The organism is Mycolicibacterium canariasense (assembly GCF_002101555.1).
GTDB lineage: Bacteria > Actinomycetota > Actinomycetes > Mycobacteriales > Mycobacteriaceae > Mycobacterium > Mycobacterium canariasense.
Genome location: NZ_LQOL01000022.1, coordinates 1 through 3372 on the forward strand (window position 1 = coordinate 1; position 3372 = coordinate 3372).

The 3372-nt window shown below is 63.7% G+C and carries 9 protein-coding genes and 1 pseudogene; all 10 read left to right on the plus strand.

The window, feature by feature from the left end; genetic code table 11:
* Positions 1-208 (plus strand): annotated as a pseudogene (locus AWB94_RS02795) (DUF5131 family protein); the annotation flags it as partial.
* Positions 205-453: a hypothetical protein gene (locus tag AWB94_RS02800; protein WP_062659607.1), complete on the plus strand. Its 249-nt coding sequence runs from the start codon at positions 205-207 to the stop codon at positions 451-453. The pseudogene AWB94_RS02795 and the gene AWB94_RS02800, both read left to right, overlap by 4 nt.
* Before the next feature lie 455 nt (positions 454-908).
* Positions 909-1037 (plus strand): hypothetical protein, encoded by a 129-nt coding sequence (locus tag AWB94_RS36030; RefSeq protein ID WP_264021085.1) that lies wholly within the window; start codon positions 909-911, stop codon positions 1035-1037.
* Positions 1034-1207, plus strand: coding sequence for a hypothetical protein (locus AWB94_RS34940; protein WP_165605412.1), 174 nt, complete (start codon positions 1034-1036; stop codon positions 1205-1207). The genes AWB94_RS36030 and AWB94_RS34940 overlap by 4 nt, the downstream gene beginning before the upstream one ends.
* On the plus strand, positions 1207-1398 hold the full coding sequence (locus tag AWB94_RS02805) for a hypothetical protein (protein WP_062659606.1): 192 nt from the start codon (positions 1207-1209) through the stop codon (positions 1396-1398). The genes AWB94_RS34940 and AWB94_RS02805 overlap by 1 nt, the downstream gene beginning before the upstream one ends.
* The gene (locus tag AWB94_RS02810) at positions 1395-1715 is read left to right on the plus strand and encodes a hypothetical protein (RefSeq protein WP_062659605.1); all 321 of its coding nucleotides are present in this window, start codon (positions 1395-1397) and stop codon (positions 1713-1715) included. Before AWB94_RS02805 ends, AWB94_RS02810 begins: the two co-directional genes overlap by 4 nt.
* Before the next feature lie 546 nt (positions 1716-2261).
* On the plus strand, positions 2262-2621 hold the full coding sequence (locus AWB94_RS02815; RefSeq protein WP_062659604.1) for a WhiB family transcriptional regulator: 360 nt from the start codon (positions 2262-2264) through the stop codon (positions 2619-2621).
* Positions 2618-3046 carry a DUF6283 family protein gene (locus AWB94_RS02820; protein WP_062659603.1) on the plus strand — a complete coding sequence of 143 codons (429 nt, stop codon included), beginning with the start codon at positions 2618-2620 and terminating at the stop codon, positions 3044-3046. Before AWB94_RS02815 ends, AWB94_RS02820 begins: the two co-directional genes overlap by 4 nt.
* The gene (locus AWB94_RS36035; RefSeq protein WP_264021084.1) at positions 3039-3173 is read left to right on the plus strand and encodes a hypothetical protein; all 135 of its coding nucleotides are present in this window, start codon (positions 3039-3041) and stop codon (positions 3171-3173) included. Before AWB94_RS02820 ends, AWB94_RS36035 begins: the two co-directional genes overlap by 8 nt.
* The coding region (locus AWB94_RS02825; protein WP_133058200.1) for a hypothetical protein at positions 3170-3372 on the plus strand (203 nt) is incomplete at its 3' end. The genes AWB94_RS36035 and AWB94_RS02825, both read left to right, overlap by 4 nt.

Genomic DNA, 3372 nt, shown 5'->3' on the forward strand with positions numbered 1-3372 from the left:
GTGGCGTCCGGTCGAACCGGACGTGCCCGACTTCCGCACGGTGAACGACCATCTGGTCTTCTTCGACGGCCAGCACGCGCGGATCGGGGACCTGCACGGCCAGCATGCCGCGGCCCCGTTCGCCACGATTCGTCGCGTCGGAAAGCAGCAAGCCGGCCGGACGCTCGACAGCCGCACGTGGGATGAGTACCCGGTGGTGCCGCGGTGAGCGTTTACGTCGATGTTCAGGTCAACAACGATCCGATCACGTCGGTCGGGATCACCAGGACCACGAGTGCTGGTAGCGCACCGGATTCGGTGAACACGTACCGCTGGGTGGTTTATCGCGAGCAGGGCCGCAAAACAGTCGGGTTCGTTGAACACCGCTACGGCGATGGGGCGCTCGCCCTGACACACAAGGTGCTCGGCGCGATCGTTGAGAACGACCGGCTGCAACGGATGGGGGACCGGTGAACTGTGGTGCTGCGGTGAGGTTTCATTTCGAGTTCGCGTTGATGCTGGCCGTCACGAATTGGGTTGGCGTGACAGCGGGTTGGGGTTTGATCTGGCTGTTGGGGGCGACGTGACCCCGCGCGGTAAGGGCGTGACCCGTTGAACCACAACATGACCGAACGCAACGTTATCGGCGAAAGGAAGCAGAGATGACAGCTGCTGATGTGATTGCGGTCCATGGTTACGTACCCGGCGTGAGGTTCGACAAGTGTGGAGCACGAGCTTGTGAGTGGACAGGGCCAGGACGTATGGCCCATGCGGCGCATGTCGTAGACGAACTCAAGTCGGCCGGATTCTGGATTATGCGCCCGGCGACGGCAACCGAAGAGGCCGCGCAAACCTGGTGACCAGCTTGACATAAGTCGGCGTTCTCGGCGAAGTGCCACAACATGTTTGAGAGGAAACACCCGTGAATCGTGAGACTGCCCTCGTCGTCGGGGGGCTTGGTGGTGGCGGTGATTGTGTGGCTGCTATTCACGCATTGGCAGTGGGGTGTGTCGGTGCTGCTGATCCTGATCCTGGCCAACCAAGGCAGGGCGCGGTGAGCGCGGTCGAGCGGGAGTTGTACGTGTGCATGGAATCGACTGGCGGGCATTGCGATGTCGGATTCCACGCGTACGGGTGGGTTGGCCACAACTGCACCTACGACCAGCACGACGACGGCTCGCATGAGTGCGTGTGCGGGCACCAATGGACCGACAACGAGGAGGACTGATGGCTGCTTTCTTTATCAAGCAGATCCGTGTGTGGCGGATCATGCAGTGCGGCAACACAACCGCCTGGCTCGATCCCGGCTGGTATCTGCACACGTGCCGGCCGCACTCGTACACCCCGATCAGTGGTTGGCGACTCGCGCGGCATCGGGTGCTGTGGGGGTTCGGGCGCGGCCTGGTGGACCCCCGATGACCGCGGCGGAAGTGCTGGCCCAGCACGCCATCTGCTCGTGTGGAGAGTGGGCTGAGGATTTGGTCGAGCACTCTCAGCACCAGCTCGACGCGCTCCGGGCCGCTGGATACGCCGTGATCGAGTTACCCGAGAATGCAGGCGACTGGCACGTCAACGACGTCGGCACCGTGGGTGTGTACCTGGGTGAATCTGGTGTCCACCACAGAGGTGTCTCCATCCGTGACGTTGGCCTGGACCTGGTGACGTCTGCTGCCGAGGCCCGCGTGTTCGCTGCCGCACTCCTCGCCGCCGCTGATGCCGCGGAGGCCGACCGATGAGCCGACGGGAGTCTATGAGCGCGTGGAGCAAGCAGCTCACAAGAAGCCCGCTCGATCTGCGAGACGCACCGCCCCACTTTCTCGAAAGGTTCTGGTCCAAGGTTGACATTCGCGGCGCCGATGACTGCTGGCCGTGGCTTGGATCTACGAAACACTCAAAGGGATACGGCCAGTTCTACATCCGGAAAGGTGTACCTGTCACCGCATCTCGCGTCGCCCTTGCTCTCCAGGGTCACGTGCTAACCACCGATGTCAAAGCGTGCCATAGATGCGACAACCCGCCATGCTGCAACCCCGCGCACATATTCCCGGGCAGTAATACCGACAACATTCTTGATTGTATTCAGAAAGGCCGCGGGAACAGGTCTCACGGTGAGCGCCACCGTGACGCACGCCTGACGGAGGAAATCGTTCGGGACATTCGTCGCAACGCTCCCTACGGGTATGGCGAAATACCCAGACTGGCAAGGCGGTACGGGTGCAATCCCAGTTCGATCAAGAAGGTGATAGCCGGGGAGAGTTGGCGTCACGTGAAAGTCGACGTCGATGCCTGACCAGCTCTGGCGGAACCAAGCAGCGTGCCTCAACCACCCCTGCCCAGACTGGTGGCACCCACTCCCGAAGGACACCCTCGCCCGGGCCGCCGCGCAGAAAGTCTGCGCCGAATGCCCCGTCACCGCCGAGTGCCGGGCCGAGGCGATCCGCACCGGATCCGAAGGCATCTGGGGCGGCCAGGAGTTCGAACGCCCCAAACAAGACCATGACCGGCCGTTGGCGCCGATCGAGCACGGCACCGAACGCGGCTACGCCCAACACCGCCGCCGCTCAGAGCCGGCGTGTGATGCGTGCCGGGACGCCGCCAACTACGCCAGCCGATACAGGCGTTACGGACTGGACACACGATGAACACCCGCGGCCCAGCACCAAAACCATGCGCCTCCTGCCCATACCGGCGCGATGTCCCATCCGGCGTCTGGCACCCAGACGAATACACCAAACTCCGCCGCTACGACGAAGACACCAGCCAACAACCCGCCGGACTGTTCATCTGCCACCAAACCGACGCCGAGAATGACGCGCGCCGCGTATGTGCCGGCTGGGTCGGCTGCCACGGCGACCAACTCCTCGGCCTGCGCCTTGCCGCCATCAACGGCGCGATGACACAAGACGACATCCTGGCGTGCTTCAACTACCGCTCTCCAGTTCCGCTGTTCGACACAGGGGCCGATGCCGCCGAGCACGGCACCCGAGACGCAATGTCGCCTTCAGCCGCCGCGGTCAATGCCGGCCGCAAGATCATCCGCCGTCGACGGGACATCACCCGTGACTGATCCGAAGATCCGGCTGCTGTTCACCCCCGACCAGCTACGTGCCCTCAACCGCTGTCCGCGCTGCGGGTGGCACGTCGAAACCCAAGGCCATCACCCCGACTGCCCCAACCCCGAGGAGACCCCGTGACATCACCCATCGGCCACAGCGGCTACCCGAAACGCGGATTCACCGGCAGCCGCAACGAACCCACCGACGCCCAACTCGACTGGCTATGGCACCAATTCGACGACTGCTTCGAATGGCACCACGGCGCATGCATCGGCAGCGACGCAGCCAGCCACCAGGCCGCCATCGACAACGGCATCGACGGCCGACGCCTGGTCGT

Coding starts and splice junctions, on each gene's coding strand:
- AWB94_RS02805 (WP_062659606.1), top strand. CDS start 1,207: ATGGCTGCTTTCTTTATCAAGCAGATCCGTGTGTGGCGGATCATGCAG.
- AWB94_RS02820 (WP_062659603.1), top strand. CDS start 2,618: ATGAACACCCGCGGCCCAGCACCAAAACCATGCGCCTCCTGCCCATAC.
- AWB94_RS02810 (WP_062659605.1), top strand. CDS start 1,395: ATGACCGCGGCGGAAGTGCTGGCCCAGCACGCCATCTGCTCGTGTGGA.
- AWB94_RS02815 (WP_062659604.1), top strand. CDS start 2,262: ATGCCTGACCAGCTCTGGCGGAACCAAGCAGCGTGCCTCAACCACCCC.